Annotated in this window: 12 protein-coding genes; 6 read left to right on the top strand and 6 right to left on the bottom strand. The window is 41.4% G+C overall.

The window, feature by feature from the left end; translation table 11 throughout:
- Positions 1-130: 130 nt before the first annotated feature.
- The 4 genes from ccsA to ACDG22_RS13090 form a co-directional block, all read right to left on the bottom strand.
- Positions 131-2,350, bottom strand: coding sequence for a cytochrome c biogenesis protein CcsA (gene ccsA / locus ACDG22_RS13105; protein ID WP_178269711.1), 2,220 nt, complete (start codon positions 2,348-2,350; stop codon positions 131-133).
- Between the two features lie 351 nt (positions 2,351-2,701).
- Positions 2,702-4,444, bottom strand: a complete 1,743-nt coding sequence (locus ACDG22_RS13100; RefSeq protein WP_178269712.1) for a di-heme oxidoredictase family protein — start codon at positions 4,442-4,444, stop codon at positions 2,702-2,704.
- 119 nt (positions 4,445-4,563) lie between these two features.
- Complete coding sequence (locus tag ACDG22_RS13095) at positions 4,564-5,799, bottom strand: imelysin family protein (protein WP_178269713.1); 1,236 nt, start codon at positions 5,797-5,799, stop codon at positions 4,564-4,566.
- Between the two features lie 50 nt (positions 5,800-5,849).
- Positions 5,850-7,205, bottom strand: a complete 1,356-nt coding sequence (locus tag ACDG22_RS13090) for a hypothetical protein (RefSeq protein ID WP_178269714.1) — start codon at positions 7,203-7,205, stop codon at positions 5,850-5,852.
- Positions 7,206-7,363: 158 nt separating this feature from the next.
- On the opposite strand from ACDG22_RS13090, the gene ACDG22_RS13085 reads away from it, so the two are divergent.
- Positions 7,364-8,086, top strand: a complete 723-nt coding sequence (locus ACDG22_RS13085; RefSeq protein ID WP_178269715.1) for a DNA alkylation repair protein — start codon at positions 7,364-7,366, stop codon at positions 8,084-8,086.
- A gap of 220 nt (positions 8,087-8,306) precedes the next feature.
- Here the strand turns inward: ACDG22_RS13085 and rlmH are convergent, their stop codons facing one another.
- Positions 8,307-8,780: a 23S rRNA (pseudouridine(1915)-N(3))-methyltransferase RlmH gene (gene rlmH, locus ACDG22_RS13080; protein ID WP_022125319.1), complete on the bottom strand. Its 474-nt coding sequence runs from the start codon at positions 8,778-8,780 to the stop codon at positions 8,307-8,309.
- A gap of 91 nt (positions 8,781-8,871) precedes the next feature.
- Between rlmH and nadC the strand changes: the two genes are divergently transcribed.
- The 4 genes from nadC (at position 8,872) to ACDG22_RS13060 (ending at position 12,943) form a co-directional block, all read left to right on the top strand.
- A complete protein-coding gene (nadC, locus tag ACDG22_RS13075; RefSeq protein ID WP_007567742.1) occupies positions 8,872-9,726 on the top strand; it encodes a carboxylating nicotinate-nucleotide diphosphorylase in 855 nt (284 codons plus the stop codon).
- Between the two features lie 269 nt (positions 9,727-9,995).
- Positions 9,996-10,769 carry a DUF1295 domain-containing protein gene (locus tag ACDG22_RS13070; RefSeq protein WP_022125320.1) on the top strand — a complete coding sequence of 258 codons (774 nt, stop codon included), beginning with the start codon at positions 9,996-9,998 and terminating at the stop codon, positions 10,767-10,769.
- A 103-nt stretch (positions 10,770-10,872) separates the two neighbouring features.
- Entirely contained in the window at positions 10,873-12,096 is a 1,224-nt protein-coding gene (locus ACDG22_RS13065) for an NADH:flavin oxidoreductase (protein WP_178269716.1), read from the top strand.
- Position 12,097: 1 nt separating this feature from the next.
- Positions 12,098-12,943, top strand: a complete 846-nt coding sequence (locus tag ACDG22_RS13060; protein WP_178269717.1) for an SDR family oxidoreductase — start codon at positions 12,098-12,100, stop codon at positions 12,941-12,943.
- Positions 12,944-13,335: 392 nt separating this feature from the next.
- On the opposite strand, the gene ACDG22_RS13055 is transcribed toward ACDG22_RS13060, so the two are convergent.
- The gene (locus tag ACDG22_RS13055) at positions 13,336-14,754 is read right to left on the bottom strand and encodes an undecaprenyl-phosphate glucose phosphotransferase (RefSeq protein WP_178269718.1); all 1,419 of its coding nucleotides are present in this window, start codon (positions 14,752-14,754) and stop codon (positions 13,336-13,338) included.
- 701 nt (positions 14,755-15,455) lie between these two features.
- Here ACDG22_RS13055 and ltrA point away from each other — a divergent pair.
- Positions 15,456-16,856 carry a group II intron reverse transcriptase/maturase gene (ltrA, locus tag ACDG22_RS13050; protein ID WP_370858913.1) on the top strand — a complete coding sequence of 467 codons (1,401 nt, stop codon included), beginning with the start codon at positions 15,456-15,458 and terminating at the stop codon, positions 16,854-16,856.
- Positions 16,857-16,903: the final 47 nt, after the last annotated feature.

The following is a 16,903-nucleotide window of genomic DNA, read 5'->3' as shown; positions in this document are numbered from 1 at the left end:
AAATAAATAGAGAATAGTTAGTTTTTCCTGCGGGAGCAGGTAAATAAATCATGGAGGCCGATGCATCACGCACTGGCCTCCATTTTTCATTCTTAAAACAGAATGACAAGTAAAAACGAATAATGTTTTCTTATGCGTAGCTGTGCATACCTCCCATAATAAAGTTGACACCAAAGTATGTGACAAGTACACTTAAAAAAGCGATTACTGCAAACCTGTGGAAGAACATCGGGCGTCGGAAAGAGGAAAGTGATGCAGGATGTAGAGCGGCTGCATATACCAGCATGGTGATGAGTGCCCATACTTCTTTGGGATCCCATCCCCAGTATCTTCCCCATGATACGTTTGCCCAGATTGCTCCAATAAAGATACCTGCTGCCATGAGGAATACAGCGGGATATAAAATGATGTGGCTGATGATTTGTAAGCGAATGATTTGCTCATGGCAGTCTGTGCGTGTGTATCGTAAGATGATTGCCGTGATACCATTCAGCATGACGAATGCCAGTAGTGAATACGAGAGCATAATTGTTACTACGTGAATACTTAGCAGAGGGGAGGAGAGTACTGGCATGAGCTGGGTAACGGAGGGATTGGATTCACCGAACATCGAAACAAGCAAGATCAGTCCGCATAGTATGTAGCCGAATGAAATAGCGGCTTCAAACTTTCGATAGAGTAAGAAAGTCAGCAGTATGGCACATACGGACATGAGTTGCATCGTTTCGTAACCATTTGACATAGGGAGGTGTCCGCCTATAAATCCTCTTAGCCCGATAAGTATCATAAGATAAATGAATACGATACCTAGCATTGCAAGCAGTATGCTGTTCTGTTTTTTACTGCTGTTGCGTTGTTTCGCCATTTTCCAGCAGTATAAAAAGAATGATAGTATGCCGATTGTGAGGCTGAACATAGCAAGTGGGCGGGTAAAGTTCATACGATTGTATAACATCTCAGCGCCGAAACGTGTGTCTGAAGGCAAGAAACTTCTTGCTTCTTTCTGTTGATATTTTTTTGTTTTATCGAGTAGTATTCTGACTTCATTGTATGCTTGATGGGCTACTTTCTCGGCTATAAGATTCATACTGTAACGTATAAATGCCCATTGCTCATGAGGCATGGATACTGGCAGGTCGTCAGTCAGTGAATACCATATTGGCTGTGCATTGTTTTTATCAAAGTAAGGATATATCTTCAATAAGTTTCCTGTGCATAGCATGCTTGCCAGACTGAACTTTTCATTTGCTTCTTCTATGGCCCGTGTGGTTTTTGCGTTCATATCGGAAGGTGATATTTGTTCCAGTTTATATCCGGTAGAGCCTGCAAAGTCGGCAAGACGGACATATTTTCCCTTTGCTCCCAGCAGCTTTTGTACTTCTTTGTCTTTGATAAAAATCATTGGTTCTTGTTTCCATTGCTCGTAAAAGAAAAGCCATCCGGTCAGCACCTGTTCCGGTGTTAATCCCTTGTAATTGGATTTGCCGTAAAGTTTGGTTGTAAACTCTTTTGCCAATGTCTGAAGCGGGCAGATACGGTCGTTGTAATAGACGTATAGCTTTCCAAACTCGTTGGCTGTTTCTTTAGGTAAGGAAGGGGGGACAGATGCTCCGAACATAGTAATCACACTTGTAGAGAGTAGTATACATACGGTAATTTTCTTTAAGGCAGGATGATTTAATAATTTCCGAAAATAGCTGTGTTTGTCAAAAAAGAACAGGATAAACGAGAGCAACAGGAAAGCATATCCCGTATATGCAAGGGCTATTCCGTAAGGATCGTATGCAATGGATAGCGTACTACCTTTTTTATCGGCATCATATGTCGATTGATAAAAACGGTAATTGCGGTAAGTATAGATGTGATTCATGGAAACACTTCCTTCGTGCATCTGAGGACCGTCATAAACGTTTAGTATGCTGATGAAATCCATTGGTGCGAATGTTCCCTGATAGTACGTTAACTGGAACTGTTTTAATGAAACAGAAAATGGCAAATCGGCTTTTTGTCCGTCATTTTTATTGAAAGTAGTGACTGGAGTTTCTCCTTGTCGAAGGTGTATGTTTCCTTGTATTCCCCAGATGTGTGTAGTAAGTGCTCCCGATAAAATAAGAATGAAAGACAGGTGGAGCAAGTATACTATTTTATTCCTTATGATATGGCGCTTGATGATATAGAGTAATGAAAGTAATGTTGTGGCTATCCAAAGACCTATAAAGAAAGGAGAGCCGTAAAAGTATGTTGACGAAACGGTGGTTCCATATAGCTTTTCGATAATGGTGGCTGCAATCATCATGATGAGCAGAAATATCCATAATCCAAAAGTCGCTTTTTTTAATATATTAGTCATTCTGTTTGTTGTTTTTACTTGTATAAAGGAAGAGATACGGAGATTAAATATTACCACGGACTATACAAATCTTTTTACTTATAATAAGTCTGTTGATACCTTGTATAGGAATATCTATATCAGTTTGTGTAATCCGTGGTAGAATCTGTTTTTTATATTAGTGTCCGATAAACATATTAAATAGGATGATTATCAGTGTTGTTTTTATGGATAGGCCCCTTTTTAAGTTAATGCTTATTGATGACTTAAAAGTTTTATCGGACAGCAATAGTTTTTTAGATTCGTTTCTTTTGGAGAGAGTTCAGACCTTTTTTGTTGCATGAAAGCCCTCGTTCTCCCTCAAATGTATGATCAGATTGAGTCAATGAATTTTACAATTGCATCGCGCTCGGCTTTCGACAGGTTACGGAACTTTTCGACAGTCATTCGTGCATCACTTTTAGCATTTCCATGCCACATAATGGCTTCGATGACGTTTCGTGCGCGGTTATCGTGCAGACGGTCGGCTGTGGTCGAACCGGTACACATCTGATGCAATCCTCGTCCCCATAGCGGAGTGGTACGGCACCAGCCGGTCCGGATGTCGTTTTCCATATGTAACTTATGTTGTACGAGGTCGGAGTAAGGCCAGATTGTCTGGTTGGGATATCTTGGCAACCGGCTGTCGCCTTTGGTAAAGAATCCGTTCGGATCGTAAAAGTTATCATCTCCTGTTGTCCATGATGGACGATGGCAATAAGCACATCCTATCTGTTCGAACAGTTCCTTGCCTTTTATCACGTCTGGATCATCCACATTACGTGCGGCAGGAACGGCTAATCCACGATGCCATACCATGAAATCGATAAAATCTTCATCATCCATTTCTACATCCAGCTCTTGAGAAGTGAGATATGCGGCAATGGCTCTGGCTACCTGCGTCTTGTCTGTATAATCATCTGCATGCCAGGTCGGGTGATTTTTATCAGGATCGACTTCTTCAATGTATGATTGATAACCAGCCTGTACTTCCGGATCATTGGCTGAGGCTTTTACCCATGAACTTCCTCCGTAAACCGTTTTATCCTCTCCGCTGGCACTGGCAAAATAAGTATCCAGATAATGATAGCGGCGGTTGCTGCGTGTTACGTTTGTGATATTCCACATAGCGTTCGCTCCGGCAGCGTCTTGCAGTGGTCCTCTGCTCAGGGCATAAGTAAATCTGAAAGGATGTTGTTCTCCTTTATCGCTAAAGTCAGGATTGACATCTGTGACTTTCGTATTGCTGTATTGCTTCACCCATTCTCCATTTTTGAAGAAAGCTTCGTTTAGACCGTTTTGCATGTATCCGTCTTGCTCTTCTTTGGCATATTGTGCTTTCAGATCATCATCGCTGATGGCATCCAGCAGTCCGGTTCCGTAAATACCGATGGTAGATTCCAAGAGCACTTTATAGTTGCCCAGACTGCTGATTACTCCTTCATTTTTTGCATATACAGCATCAGCAGCAAGTGTAACTTCCGGATATTCCAGGTCATAACTTTCTCCGTCAGGAAATTTATTTCCCCACTCGTCGGTATATTTCTTCCATTCAATGATGACCTTGCTTTCATCCAGCGGAGCTTTAAAAGGCTGAGTTGCGTGTCCCTGAGGCATTCCTGTAAGCCAACTTACATATCCGTCTGTATCAGGATTGTAAACGACAAGCAGACATCCGTTTCCTATTGATGTAGTTTGAAAAACACCGGCAGGATTACGTTTCCCGTGACCATATCCGGGGTGACAATGGATACACGAACTGCGTACATATGCCGGCCCTAATCCTTTACGTACTCCGGAATGATTGTTCATATACATTTTTTCGAAAAGTTGTTCACCATTTTTAAAGCGCTGGCTCATCTCTTCATTAGCTTCGATGGGTTCTGTTGGCTGTTCCAGGGCATTCGATGTTGTCAGGTATGCAGTACCTAGTTGGCCTCCGGTGTAATACCATTCGGGCTTTTCGTTATTTTCGGGATTGTCGGACGGTACATGCTGGTTCTCATTGTCACTACATGCTGTTATGGCACTGGCAACGAACAATGAATTTATCAGATATAAGAACTTTGTTTTCATAAGTAAAATTTTTGTTCCTAAGCTGCTACAGCCATCTTGAATCGGAATTTAGGGGTCTTTACCTCAATTCAAGATGACTGTTTAAAGCTATTTTATTCTACGAGAAATTTGTATTGCTCTTATTTCAAAAGAGCTTTGTTGGCTTTGTTCAATGCTGTAGATAACTTGCTTAAAGATGCTATGGCTGCATCAGCTTCGGCTCCTGTTGCATTTTTTGCAAACGGTTCTGGTATAGCCTGTATTTTGGTAATGGATTCATCTATCAGCGCTTTTACTTCTGTATCTGTAGCCTGGTTGACTGTTGAAACGTAAGCGCTGACAGATGTTGCATTGTTCTTGCCATCGTAGCTGATTCCTTCGTATGCATTTTTTACACTTTTGATATTATCGACAAAGTCGACAACCGAGTTTAGTGCATAAGGTGATTCGATATAATTTTTGTCGTCGGCACTCTGACCTGAGTTAGGACGTCCGATTTTTTGCGTACATACTTCATCTACGATATCGATACATCCTTGAATCAATTCTTGTGCGGCAACGGTATAACTGGTATATTTGCTTCCGCCTTGTCCGGCTGTTTTCATACTCGTACCGTAATTGAAAGTCGGCTCTTGTTCTGTTTCGGTAAGGATTTCCTGTTTTTGTGTACTGATATTATTCATACCGGCCCATGAAGCCTCCAGACGGATACACTGATTGCGTAAATCTTCGGCAACTCCTGCCATGTAAATCAGATGATTGTTCGTTATATTTACTACCTGTCCGCTGTAGCTATAAGTCTTCTCAAAGTTTCTTGGTTCTCTATGTGAGTCGTCAGTAAGCTGGAACAGGATGTATTCCAAGGCATGATAACCTAGCAGACCGTAACCTAGATTGGTTGTGATATAATCGAAATCACCTTCACCGATGGCATCCATCATTTTCTGATTATTCAGCAAATTATCTAGTGCAACCTGATCGAGAGGCCATGAATCGATATGAGGGTCGATATTGTAATCGGCAGCTGCACCAAACAGAAATGCTTCGCTCAACTCCCATGCCTTACGTGATTCTGTCCAGTGCTCGCATGCTTCTGCCACATATTCGGTTGCTTTACTCTTATCGCCACCGAGGTAAGCTTCTTTGGCTTTTGTGCATGCTTCACTCATTAGAATAGCTTCGTCTGCCATAGCCGTGTAAGTAGGGATAACGGTATTGTCTACGTATGGAACGATAGCTTCTTTCAATGCTTGTTCTTCGTCTGATAAACCGTTGGATGTATTACTCCCGTTATTGTTATCACTACATGAAATCATACTTGTTGCCATAATGGTAACAACTGTCATACAAAGAGGAAATTTAAAAAACATGTTCATCTTTTTTGAATTTTAAGTTGTGGTTAATAAAATTTGCTTTCTTGTTGTTTTTATTTGGTGAAGAATCCTGCATATGCTACGCCAACCGATATGGCGGGTTCATTGTTGTAAGGTGTTCGCATCAGACCGATGGAATATTCACCTTTTACTACGATATCGTGGATAGGATAATAATTTACTCCGGCTGCTATGCGATTGCGTCCACAGAATTTATAAATGGGCGTACTGGTCTTATGCATAGAGTCGTAATAATCGTAACGTCCGAAAACATATAGCTTCTGTCCTTTGTCATTCAATTTATTGATTTGTGAGAATACATTGTATCCAGCTTCTATACCGGTGGCAATAGCCGCTTCTGCAACATTCTGTTGTGGGGAAGGAGAGTTGTTGCTCATCTTTTTATTGACTTCCGTAATTTTATCGGCATCACTCAAATGACCGTAATCGAAGTTCCCGCGTACTATCCAGTTGTGGTCGTTGTAATTAAAATCGAAAGCCCCAATCATGACAGTTCCTTTTACGTCTTTATACTTTTCGCTGTCTTTATAGTCATTCAGTGAGTTGTTGAAAGAATTGCCGGCATACCCACTGAGAGAGAGGCGCAGTCCCTTAATGGAATAATTATCGATGCGGAAAGCTCCTGCTACGGAGTTACCGATTTTAAATTCATATGGACTGCCTGCACCGCCTTGAATCCAGTTCAGTCGGTTGAAACGGTCAGAATCGAGACCCGGAACCAATAAAGCTTCGTAGCGCCAGTCACCTACACGTCCCCACAAGCTGATACCTGTTTCATGCCAGGTACAAGGCAGGATGGTATTTTCTCCTTCAGGACGATAGACTCCAAAGAACTCCGTCGGCAGATGGTTTTGGTTTGTTCCACCTACCGGAACAATAATGTGCCCCAGTTTGATGTTGAATTCCGGACAGATAGATTTCTGGATCCAGAACTGTTCGAGAGCAACTTCTCCGCCACGTTCTATTTCACTTTCATATTCTCCGGCTTCCTCTTCCTCTATTTCAATGGCACTTTCCGTTCCACCGTGCTCAAACTCTATTTCACTTCCCATTGACCATCCATGACCAAAATTATAATTCAGGAAAAGTACCACATGTGGCAAGTCGAAACGTCCGTGCGACTGTCCCTTGTATACGCTGGGGTCTTTTGCCGTATAGCGTATATATTTGTCCGAATAAAAGTTATGGCTATATACAGCCTCTCCGTATCCTCCTATGGTCAACCCTTTACCGTTTTCTTTCGTTTTTAAGATAGAACGTTTCTGGGCTTTCATTTCTGTCACAGCCTCTTCGCTGCTTTTGCTTGTTTTCTCGGCTTCGTTTGCAGCAAATGCGTGTGTACTTATTGCTGCGATACAAAGTGAAAACAGGAACATTTTACTTTTCATTTGTTTTCTAATTTTGTTGGTTCTTAACAAACGCAAAGGTATTCCACATGCTTTAGGGCATCAATACCTATTAATTGGTAAAAAAAGTTGTTAAATACCTACTACTAGGTATGCTTGTTCTTATCTTTGCGGGAAGATAGTTTTAACAGTGTATAAAGATGAAAGAATACCGATTGGATAACCTGACCATAAAGGAACATTTACTGGAGTTGGCAGAAAGAGGAAATAAGTCTTTTGCTGAGAGTCTGAATCCGGGTGTAGAACATGTGTTGGGAATAAGAATTCCTGATTTGCGTAAACTTGCAGTACGGATTTCGCATACGGATTGGGAGGAGTATCTGCTTACTGCCGATACTTTCTATATGGAAGAACGTATGTTGCAGGGGATGGTATTAGGCTGTATCAAACCTGATGCGGATGTTGAATTCTACTTGCAGCGCGTTACTCGCTTTGTATGGATAATAAACAGCTGGTCGGTTTGTGATACTTTTAAATTCGGAGGAGGGAAAAGATTCATCGCCGAAAACAAGGAGCGGTTGTGGCATTATTTAGTTGGCTGGATGCACGCACAGGGAGAGTATGAAATTCGATTTGGGGTTGTGATGAGTATGCAACTTTTTATTGATGACGAACATATCGGACAACTGCTGGAAGAATATGATGCTATCCGTCACGATGGGTATTACGTGAAAATGGCAGTGGCATGGGCGCTGTCAGTCTGCTTTGTAAAGTTCCCTGAAATTACCATGCAATACCTGAAGCAGAATACATTAGATGATTTTACGTACAACAAAACGTTGCAGAAAATAATCGAATCGTATCGGGTAGATACCGAAACCAAGAAGCTGATCAAGCAGATGAAAAGACCTGCTACCCGATAGACGGGAGCAGATAACAGTCGCACGAGTGTGTCTTACAGTACCAAAGGACGGATTGATTTATTTATAATTTTATAGGTTAAAGTACAAAATCCCCTGCTTTTAAGCACTTAATCGGAATGGATTAAGGCTAAAGCAGGGGATTTTTGTTTGAAAGTATCGGTTATTTTACTTAAGTAATTCTATTTTAGTCCAGCCTTATACGATGTGTGATATGATGTTTTCATTCGTGGTGATACGGACCGTTGTTCAGGATAGTCATGGCACGATAGAGCTGTTCCACAAATATCAACCGAATCATCTGGTGTGAGAATGTCATTTTCGAAAGGGAAATTTTTTCTTGGGCGACTGCATATACGGCAGGAGAAAATCCATAAGGTCCGCCGATAATGAATACCAGCCGTTTGCTGACTGTATGCATTTTTCGTTCTACCCAAGAAGCGAACTCTACTGAGCGGAACTCCTTGCCATGTTCATCGAGCAACACAGGTACATCGCCCGGCTGTAGGGCTTTCAGAATCAGTTCTCCTTCTTTTTCCTTCTGCTGCTCCATGCTCAGACTTTTGGTGTTCTTAAGCTCCGGGATGACTTCTATGTCGAAAGAGATATAATGTTTCGTACGCTCTGCATAATCGTTAATGGCGGTGATGTAATGTTTCTCGACTGTCCGTCCGACAACTAGTAACGTAAATTTCATTTTCTGTCTTGTTTTAATTTATTCTTTTTGCAAAGATAAGGATTATCCTTACCTTTGCCAGTAAGAAAACGTATTTAAAACAAGAAATAAAATGGACGAAAAAGTTGTTAAGGATTTAATCGACCGCTTGATTGATTTATCGTTTGCAGAAGATATCGGCGATGGCGACCATACCACATTATCGTGTATCCCTGCCGATGCTATGGGAAAATCAAAACTTCTGATAAAGGAAGAAGGTATTCTTGCCGGTATTGAAGTGGCAAAAGAAGTATTCCACCGTTTTGATCCTGAAATGAAAGTGGAAGTTTTCATTGAAGACGGTACACATGTAAAGCCGGGTGACGTAGCTATGGTGGTAGAAGGAAAGATCCAGTCATTGCTTCAGACCGAACGACTGATGCTGAACATTATGCAGCGTATGAGTGGTATTGCTACGATGACACACCGTTATGTAGAACGTCTGCAAGGAACCAAGACTCGTGTGCTCGACACTAGAAAGACAACACCGGGTATGCGTATTCTTGAAAAAATGGCTGTTAAAATCGGTGGTGGTGTAAATCATCGTATCGGTCTGTTTGACATGATTCTGTTGAAAGACAATCATGTGGATTTTGCCGGTGGTATTGATAAGGCTATCACGCGTGCCCGTGAATACTGCAAGGCTAAAGGTAAGGATCTGAAAATTGAAATTGAGGTACGTAACTTCGACGAATTGCAGCAGGTTCTCGATTTGGGTGGAGTTGACCGTATCATGCTTGACAACTTTACTCCGGCAGATACACGTAAGGCTGTAGAAATGGTAAACGGACGTGTAGAGCTTGAGTCATCGGGTGGTATTACTTTCGATACACTACGCGATTACGCAGAATGTGGTGTTGATTTCATTTCCGTAGGTGCTTTGACACATTCTGTAAAAGGTCTTGATATGAGCTTTAAAGCATGCTGATAAAGTGTGATTAATTTGTACAAGGTTTCAGAAATGCCTTCCAAGTCTTTTTGAAGTTTTGTACTGAAAAATTTTTCTGCTGATGTTTTTTCAGAAATATGCTGACATTATTCTGAAAGAACAGGACGTTTCCTCCTTTTCCCGCTTTTGTCTTTTATATATGATATGAAAAGAATTAAAGCAGGAAAAGGGGGATTTTTTCTATTTTTTAAACCATTGATTCTGATTCCTTTTTCTGTATCTTTGATTGTTGTTCTAAATCGAAGATTATGAGTCACGACACCTATCAATTCCTTCTTTATGCTATGTCTGTGGCAGGCGCGGTAGTATTTGTGGCACTTTATTTTGTGAGGGCAGGATATGGTATGTTCCGTACATCCTCGTGGGGAATCTCTTTGCCTAATAAGTTAGCTTGGATGCTGATGGAGGCTCCGGCTTTCGTTATTATGCTGTGGGGGTGGCTGTCTAGTGATATTGACGTTTTTGCTCCTCAGTTTGTCTTTGCCTGCCTGTTTTTGTTGCATTATTTTCAGCGCTCGTTTGTTTTCCCGCTGCTGATGAGAGGCAAAAGTCGTATGCCGGTTGCCATTGTAGCTATGGGGATTGTCTTTAATATACTGAACGGTATGCTGCTCATAACAAGTTTCTTTTCTTATCCGTCTGCTGAAGATTTGTATGCTGAAGGCTGCGGCTATTGGATGCACTCTTTCCCTTGGATAGGGCTGGCACTGTTTATCGCCGGAATGAGTATCAATCTTCATTCGGATTATGTAATCCGTCATTTGCGGAAGCCAGGCGATACGAAACATTATCTGCCGCAGAAAGGGTTTTACCGTTATGTTACGTCTGCCAATTATTTGGGTGAACTGATTGAGTGGACAGGTTTTGCCTTGTTGACAGCTTCGCCTGCTGCATGGGTTTTTGTGTGGTGGACAGCTGCCAATTTAGTACCTCGTGCTGATGCCATCTATCGGCGTTATCGTGAAGAGTTTGGATGTGAAGCCCTTAAAGACAAAAAGAGAATTATTCCTTATATATATTGAGAGTTCGCCTTAGAATTCTTGTTCATACGTTGAAAGATGAGCAGATCTCTTGAGATTTTATGAGGGCTTTCTCATCTGTGATGTTTATTTTAATCAGATTGTTATGAATTCAAAACTATTTACTCCGGTGAAATTGGGACCATTGACGTTGCGCAATCGTACCATCCGTTCAGCAGCTTTCGAAAGTATGTGCCCTGGAAATAAACCGTCGGAACAGCTACTCGATTATCATCGTTCGGTAGCTGCCGGAGGAGTGGGTATGACGACTGTAGCCTATGCAGCTGTTACTCGTAGTGGCTTGTCGTTCGACCGCCAGCTATGGATGCGTCCGGAGATTGTATCTGGTCTCCGTCGGCTCACCGATGCGGTTCATGTAGAAGGAGCAGCTGCCAGCATTCAGCTGGGGCATTGCGGAAATATGTCGCATAAAAGCATTTGTGGTTGTCTGCCCGTAGGAGCCAGCAGTGGGTTCAATCTTTATTCGCCCACGTTTGTGCGCGGGCTTCGTGCCGATGAGTTGCCGGAAATGGCTCGTGCGTATGGCAGAGCTGTTTGTCTGGCACGCGAGTCCGGATTCGATGCTGTGGAAATACATGCCGGACATGGCTACCTGATCAGTCAGTTTCTTTCTCCTGCCACCAATCATCGTAAGGATATCTTCGGAGGTTCACTGGAAAATCGGATGCGCTTTATGGATATGGTAATGGATGAAGTGATGACAGCTGCTGGTAATGACATGGCTGTACTGGTGAAGATGAACATGCGCGACGGTTTCCGTGGCGGAATGGAGTTGGAGGAATCGCTACAGGTGGCACGCAGATTACAGCAGTCGGGAGCCCATGCTCTGGTCTTGAGTGGCGGTTTTGTAAGTAAAGCGCCGATGTATGTAATGAGGGGAGAAATGCCTATCCGTAGCATGACACATTATATGACTTGCTGGTGGCTGAAATATGGTGTTCGTCTGGTGGGGAAATGGATGATTCCTTCAGTGCCTTTCCGCGAAGCTTATTTTCTGGATGATGCGTTGAAATTTAGAAAAGCGCTGGATATGCCGTTGGTATATGTGGGTGGTCTGGTTACCCGTCGGAAGATTGATGAGGTACTTAACGATGGTTTTGAAGCCGTACAAATGGGTCGTGCATTGCTTAATGAACCAGGATTTGTAAACCGTATGCGCATGGAAGAAAATGCCCGTTGCAGTTGTAAACATAGTAATTATTGCATAGCCCGTATGTATACACTTGATATGGCATGTCATCAACACCTGCAGGAAGAATTGCCGGATTGCTTGAAAAAAGAAATTGAACGCATAGAGAGTAGAGGTTGATATGAGAAAAGGACTAGCGATAATAACAGGAGCAGACGGTGGTATGGGAACGGAAATAACCCGTGCGGTAGCTTTGGCTGGATATTGTGTGGTAATGGCATGTTATAATGCTGAAAAAGCTGAGGTTAAGCGGAAGCTTTTGATAGAGGAAACAGGTAATGCTGATATTATGGTGATGTCGATAGATTTGTCCTCGCTGGCTTCTGTAAACGCTTTTGCCTGCCGGATGCTGGAGCGTGGAGACAGGCTGGATTTGCTGATGAATAATGCCGGGACGATGGAAACCGGACTCCATATAACGGAAGATGGGCTGGAGCGTACGGTAAGTGTTAATTATGTGGGACATTATTTACTGACTCGCAAATTATTGCCGCTGATGGGCAAGGGGAGCCGTATCCTCAATATGGTGTCTTGTACGTATGCGATAGGGAAACTGGATTTTCCTGATTTTTTCATAAAGGGGAAGAAGGGCAGCTTTTGGCGGATTCCTGTATATAGCAATACGAAACTGGCGCTTACACTCTTTACCTTCGATTTGGCTGAACGTCTGAAAGAGCGGGGAGTTGTAGTCAATGCTGCTGATCCGGGTATCGTTTCGACAGACATTATCACCATGCATATGTGGTTCGATCTGTTGACTGATATTTTCTTCCGCCCTTTTATCCGTACACCTCGGCAAGGAGCTGCTACAGCAATCTGCCTTTTACTCGATGAAGAGGCCGGTAAACGTACTGGTACGTTGAATGTCAGCTGTCGACCTAAGGTTTTATCGGAAAAGTACACTCATCATAGTCAGTCGCAGGAGCTTTGGAATCGGACGGAGGAGATTGTTGCAAAATGGTTATAACCGGATATTCAGAAGAAAGGGAGTGCTTCGATTTTTCATGCTGAGTATGGTTATTTTTATTTAGAGTAGAACTTATATTGTCTAGTAGAATTTTTCATTTGTTTATGTATGTCTGAAGGAGCGTGTTTTGTATTGTCGTACCAACCTGTTTTTTGCGTGATGGTTTTTTATAATCAAGTGATTAGGTGTATCTGTCAGACGCTAATAAATAAAAAAGGGATGTGGTGAAGTTAGAACTGTTTGCGTATATCATGCTTTGATTATAATTTACAGAAATAAAAAAGCCGAATCAAATTTTGTTTGAACAGAAGTGCCCTCAAAAGTTTTGTGTTTAACTTTTGAGGGCACTTCTGTTTCACTTTGATACGGCTTTAATGTTATAAGGTTTATTGTTAATATGCATTCTTTTCGCCATGAATAGCATTTCTGACAGTTTTATATATGATATAGATATCAAGCCAGAAACTCCAGTGCTCAATATACCAGATATCTCCTATTACACGGCCTTCCATATCTTTCAGCTCTTTTGTTTCTCCGCGATATCCTGTAACCTGACTCCAACCGGTAATTCCTGGTTTTACGAAGTGGCGTACCATGTATTTGTTTATCAGTTTAGAGTACTCTTCGGTATGTTTTAGCATATGAGGGCGTGGTCCTACTACACTCATGTCTCCCAGCAGTACATTAATAAACTGAGGAAGTTCATCGATGTTTGTCTTACGCATAATATTTCCCCAGCGTGTTTTTCGGGGGTCATCTTTTGTAGCTTGTAGTGTATCTGCTTCGGCATTGGCTTTCATCGAACGGAATTTATAGCAATAGAATTCTTTATCATTTAATCCGTTACGTTTTTGACGGAAGAAGATTGGTCCCGGCATGGTTAATTTTGTAATGATTGTTACAATAATTAATATGATTGGGAATAAAGTGCATAAGAATAACAGTGAGAAAACAATATCAAATGTACGTTTCAGTAATTTATTTTCCGTACGGCTTAATGGATCTTGACGTAAACTAAGATAAGGTACATTCCCCATCATATTAAAATATACACGATTATGTAAGTAATTATGTAGATTTGGTACGCTATAAAAATGTACTAAATGGTTTTCACAATAATTGATAATTGGTACAATAATTTCGCTACGGTGTGATGGAAGACAACAGAATAGATAATGTATATATGAGTTTTTTTTCAAATAATTTTGGACTTCCTCTGGACGTCCTAGATAGCAGCATTGTGAGGGCATTTCTGGATTCGGCTTATCATCGAAATATCCATTAACTTTATAACCTGTAGATGGATCATCCGATAATTCATGATACATTTCAATATTATTAGAAGTGCTTCCAACTAATACGACATAACGTATATTCTTTCCTTGACTACGAAAACGTTTTAAGATATCTCTAAATGTAAGTCGGAAAAGGCTTAGCAGAAGAAATAATGTTGAAATATAGGCTGGAAAAAACAGAGAACATATATTCATGAATTTACCAACACTTAAAACTGTACCTGTCAATATTGAAAAATAAAAAACATTACGGAATACACGCATGATTATCTGATATGGATATATTTTGCGCAGGTGTAAGACTACTCCTCCTTGAATGCTACATATTAGATAGCATAATATAATTATGATTAAAACTTGAGGTAGTGTAGCTGTTAGTTCAGTATATTTCCCCCTATAAATGGTCCATAGGTAAAAGATATAAAATAATCCACTACAAATACATAATTCCCCTAAAAGAACACACGCTTTTATTATGCTATTGTAGCGTACCATATTATTTGTATAATTCTCCATAACTAAATTGTAATAGGTTAAACTTAATATTGTATTTTTTATCTATGTAATGTATTATGCATAAAAAATTTCAACAAATATATGTTTTGTCTATTTAATAAACAAATAAATCTAATTAAATTACAATATAAAAAAGAAAAGTATTAAATATAGTTAATAAATGGGGCTTTTGTTGATTTTATTATGTTGTATAACATAAAACCTATATCTTTGCATCGTGTTTTTCATGGTATTAGATTTAAGGTTAATGAAGATTGGGAGTCTGGGAAGATTCCCTTTTTTATTTTAGTACGCCCAGCATGGGCGTGCGCTATAGGGTGTAAGTCCCGAACGAGCCCTGATAGTGGGAATCGTTAGCCCAAGGCAAGGGTGTCCTTCGCGAGGAGGAATCTGAAGGAAGCTGGCGGCAAACTCTCGGCTCTACGAACAGAAACTGATTATAAGGCTACATTTGGAGGACAAGTTTGCTAAACAAAATAAAGTCCTATAACTATCCGAATCCCTATGTAGTAGAATCAGAGGGTATATGAGATGAAAGCGTACGTTCTTATCTGGGGAGGTCTCACGTACAGATGCACCACAACTGTATCTGGTTGAAACAAGATTTGTCGTGAGAAGTCAGCCGAAGCCATAGTACCTGTTACTCACCATAATGGGGAAGGGCTGAACCATAATTATGTAAGATACCTGAATGTTACCTTATGATGGGAAGAAAGCAGAACATAGAAACTCTATCCGACCGATCGGCGCAGAGGGTGGAACCTGAAGTGCTGATTGGTATGCAGACTTTCATTGGGATAACTGAAAATCATCTTACAGCCATTAAACAGGAAAAAGGAGAGTTATTGGAATACATTCTTTCCCCTTCTAATCTAAACCTTGCTTATAAACAGGTAAAGAGTAACAAGGGTAGTGGCGGCATTGACCGTATGGAAGTGGACGAGTTGCTTCCTTATCTTCGTTGCCACAAGGATAAGCTAATAACTTCCATTTATGATGGTAACTACCATCCGAACCCCGTGCGTCGTGTGGAGATTCCCAAGTCGAATGGGAAGACACGTAACTTGGGTATCCCCACGGTTGTTGACCGTTTGATTCAGCAAGCCATCTCACAAGTGCTTCAACCTCTTTATGAACCTCAATTTTCACCAGCCAGCTATGGTTTCCGCCCTCATCGTAGTGCTCATGATGCGTTATTAAAATGTGGCGAATATATCTCTGCCGGTTATGTGTTCACGGTCGATATGGATTTGGAGAAATTCTTTGATACATTCTGCCATAGTAAGTTGATAGCAATCCTGTCACGTACCATCAAAGACGGTCGTGTCATTTCTCTGATTCATAAATATCTGAACTCCGGTGTACTTATAGGAGGCAAGAAAGAGGACAGTCCGGTCGGAGTTCCTCAAGGTGGTCCATTGAGCCCCTTATTAAGCAATATAATGCTTAATGAGTTGGACAAGGAACTGGAGAGACGTGGGCATTTGTTCGTTCGGTATGCTGATGACTTGGTCATCTTTTGTAAAAGCCGTCGTTCCGCCCAACGCACATTGGATAATCTGCTTCCCTTTATTGAAACGAAACTTTTTCTAAAGGTGAATAAGGATAAGACCCATGTTGCTTATATGCGTGACATCAAATTCCTATCCTATGCCTTTGGTCGTAGAAATGGCAAATGCCAATTCTACATCCATGTCGATAGTATCAAGAAGATGAAGATTAAGATACGTGAACTCACCAGCCGTAATAACGGCTGGAGCTACGAATATCGTAAACAACGTTTGACTTGGTATATCCGTGGTTGGCTCAACTATTTTAAGCTTGCAGGTCTCAAAAGTAGGATAAAGGAATGGGACGGCTGGCTCCGTCATCGCATACGGATGTGTATTTGGAAGTCTTGGAAACGAGTCCGAACCCGGTATCGAAATCTGAAGAAGCTTATTCCCGATGAGAGCCGTGTGCGAATGGCTGCCTTTTGTCGTAAGAAATACTGGCGAATGGCAAGTCATCCCACTGTACAAGCGGCTTTGTCGGATGAGCGTTTGCTTCGGGCTGGTTACCCTACTTTTAAGATGTACTATCATCCTGTGTTTAAAGGTTAATTAGGGAACCGCCGTATGCCGAACGGCACGTACGGTGGTGTGAGAGG

Source organism: Phocaeicola coprocola (assembly GCF_041333015.1).
Lineage (GTDB): Bacteria > Bacteroidota > Bacteroidia > Bacteroidales > Bacteroidaceae > Phocaeicola > Phocaeicola coprocola.
This window is presented reverse-complemented; position numbering and strand designations above follow the sequence as displayed.

Bases quoted from the DNA above. Each gene is read 5' to 3' on its own strand.
- ccsA (WP_178269711.1), bottom strand. From the start codon at position 2,350: ATGACTAATATATTAAAAAAAGCGACTTTTGGATTATGGATATTTCTG.
- ACDG22_RS13100 (WP_178269712.1), bottom strand. From the start codon at position 4,444: ATGAAAACAAAGTTCTTATATCTGATAAATTCATTGTTCGTTGCCAGT.
- ACDG22_RS13095 (WP_178269713.1), bottom strand. From the start codon at position 5,799: ATGAACATGTTTTTTAAATTTCCTCTTTGTATGACAGTTGTTACCATT.
- ACDG22_RS13090 (WP_178269714.1), bottom strand. From the start codon at position 7,205: ATGAAAAGTAAAATGTTCCTGTTTTCACTTTGTATCGCAGCAATAAGT.
- ACDG22_RS13085 (WP_178269715.1), top strand. From the start codon at position 7,364: ATGAAAGAATACCGATTGGATAACCTGACCATAAAGGAACATTTACTG.
- rlmH (WP_022125319.1), bottom strand. From the start codon at position 8,780: ATGAAATTTACGTTACTAGTTGTCGGACGGACAGTCGAGAAACATTAC.
- nadC (WP_007567742.1), top strand. From the start codon at position 8,872: ATGGACGAAAAAGTTGTTAAGGATTTAATCGACCGCTTGATTGATTTA.
- ACDG22_RS13070 (WP_022125320.1), top strand. From the start codon at position 9,996: ATGAGTCACGACACCTATCAATTCCTTCTTTATGCTATGTCTGTGGCA.
- ACDG22_RS13065 (WP_178269716.1), top strand. From the start codon at position 10,873: ATGAATTCAAAACTATTTACTCCGGTGAAATTGGGACCATTGACGTTG.
- ACDG22_RS13060 (WP_178269717.1), top strand. From the start codon at position 12,098: ATGAGAAAAGGACTAGCGATAATAACAGGAGCAGACGGTGGTATGGGA.
- ACDG22_RS13055 (WP_178269718.1), bottom strand. From the start codon at position 14,754: ATGGAGAATTATACAAATAATATGGTACGCTACAATAGCATAATAAAA.
- ltrA (WP_370858913.1), top strand. From the start codon at position 15,456: ATGATGGGAAGAAAGCAGAACATAGAAACTCTATCCGACCGATCGGCG.